The organism is Acinetobacter sp. YH01007, from assembly GCF_013420425.1.
Taxonomy (GTDB): Bacteria; Pseudomonadota; Gammaproteobacteria; order Pseudomonadales; family Moraxellaceae; genus Acinetobacter; species Acinetobacter towneri.
The window spans coordinates 1-1,940 of record NZ_VOYC01000045.1 but is presented as its reverse complement, the minus strand read 5'-3'; the positions used below and the strand labels follow the sequence as shown (position 1 = coordinate 1,940).

General features: G+C 46.6%; 2 protein-coding genes and 1 pseudogene. 1 reads left to right on the top strand and 2 read right to left on the bottom strand.

The annotated features are described in order from the left end of the window. A pseudogene (locus FTT74_RS13800) lies at positions 1 to 344 on the bottom strand (IS6-like element IS26 family transposase); the annotation flags it as partial. A gap of 129 nt (positions 345 to 473) precedes the next feature. Here FTT74_RS13800 and FTT74_RS13795 point away from each other — a divergent pair. After that, positions 474 to 1,289: an APH(3')-I family aminoglycoside O-phosphotransferase gene (locus tag FTT74_RS13795; protein ID WP_000018323.1), complete on the top strand. Its 816-nt coding sequence runs from the start codon at positions 474 to 476 to the stop codon at positions 1,287 to 1,289. Positions 1,290 to 1,425: 136 nt separating this feature from the next. Here FTT74_RS13795 and FTT74_RS13790 read toward each other — a convergent pair whose 3' ends face one another. Beyond that, positions 1,426 to 1,827: a LysR substrate-binding domain-containing protein gene (locus tag FTT74_RS13790; protein ID WP_001183556.1), complete on the bottom strand. Its 402-nt coding sequence runs from the start codon at positions 1,825 to 1,827 to the stop codon at positions 1,426 to 1,428. Positions 1,828 to 1,940 lie beyond the last annotated feature (113 nt).

Below are 1,940 nucleotides of genomic sequence, written 5' to 3'. Positions count from 1 at the left end.
GCAGCTTTGCTGTTACGACGGGAGGAGAGATAAAAATCGACAGTGCGGCCCCGGCTGTCGACGGCCCGGTACAGATACGCCCAGCGGCCATTGACCTTCACGTAGGTTTCATCCATGTGCCACGGGCAAAGATCGGAAGGGTTACGCCAGTACCAGCGCAGCCGTTTTTCCATTTCAGGCGCATAACGCTGAACCCAGCGGTAAATCGTGGAGTGATCGACATTCACTCCGCGTTCAGCCAGCATCTCCTGCAGCTCACGGTAACTGATGCCGTATTTGCAGTACCAGCGTACGGCCCACAGAATGATGTCACGCTGAAAATGCCGGCCTTTGAATGGGTTCATGTGCAGCTCCATCAGCAAAAGGGGATGATAAGTTTATCACCACCGACTATTTGCAACAGTGCCGATAAAAATATATCATCATGAACAATAAAACTGTCTGCTTACATAAACAGTAATACAAGGGGTGTTATGAGCCATATTCAACGGGAAACGTCTTGCTCGAGGCCGCGATTAAATTCCAACCTGGATGCTGATTTATATGGGTATAGATGGGCTCGCGATAATGTCGGGCAATCAGGTGCGACAATCTATCGATTGTATGGGAAGCCCGATGCGCCAGAGTTGTTTCTGAAACATGGCAAAGGTAGCGTTGCCAATGATGTTACAGATGAGATGGTCAGACTAAACTGGCTGACGGCATTTATGCCTCTTCCGACCATCAAGCATTTTATCCGTACTCCTGATGATGCATGGTTACTCACCACTGCGATCCCCGGGAAAACAGCATTCCAGGTATTAGAAGAATATCCTGATTCAGGTGAAAATATTGTTGATGCGCTGGCAGCGTTCCTGCGCCGGTTGCATTCGATTCCTGTTTGTAATTGTCCTTTTAACAGCGATCGCGCATTTCGTCTCGCTCAGGCGCAATCACGAATGAATAACGGTTTGGTTGATGCGAGTGATTTTGATGACGAGCGTAATGGCTGGCCTGTTGAACAAGTCTGGAAAGAAATGCATAAGCTTTTGCCATTCTCACCGGATTCAGTCGTCACTCATGGTGATTTCTCACTTGATAACCTTATTTTTGACGAGGGGAAATTAATAGGTTGTATTGATGTTGGACGAGTCGGAATCGCAGACCGATACCAGGATCTTGCCATCCTATGGAACTGCCTCGGTGAGTTTTCTCCTTCATTACAGAAACGGCTTTTTCAAAAATATGGTATTGATAATCCTGATATGAATAAATTGCAGTTTCATTTGATGCTCGATGAGTTTTTCTAATCAGAATTGGTTAATTGGTTGTAACACTGGCAGAGCATTACGCTGACTTGACGGGACGGCGCTTCCCTACCCTCATGGCCGCCTCCCAGGAATCGACCCAGGTGCTTATCGTGGACATAATCCTTTACTCATAAATTTATCTTATTCCATTATTGTACCTGTCACGCAAAACTTGCAGAAAAGCCATAAACGCAGGAGAATCCTGTCGGCGGTGAGGATAATAAATATGGTAGCCGTCAAAATATGGACACCACTCGGTCAGAACAGCAATCAGCTTGCCGCTTTTGATATATCCATCTGCAACATACTCGGGAATATAGGCAATCCCCAGCCCGTCTAATGCTGCATCGAGCTGATGAATCGTGCTGTTCGCAATATATTGCCCTTTGACTTTCAGACTGAATTTCTGAGCATCTTTCTCGAATTCCCAGGCGTACAATCCACTCGTATCAGAATAGCGGACGTTAATGCAGTTGTGGTTCAAAAGATCCTGCGGCTTCCTGGGCTTAGCATAACGCTTAAAATGGCACTGTTGCAAAGTTAGCGATGAGGCAGCCTTTTGTCTTATTCAAAGGCCTTACATTTCAAAAACTCTGCTTACCAGGCGCATTTCGCCCAGGGGATCACCATAATAAAATGCTGAGGCCTGGC

What these genes read in the sequence shown, in the direction of transcription:
- FTT74_RS13795 (WP_000018323.1), top strand. Translation starts at nt 474, where the DNA reads ATGAGCCATATTCAACGGGAAACGTCTTGCTCGAGGCCGCGATTAAAT.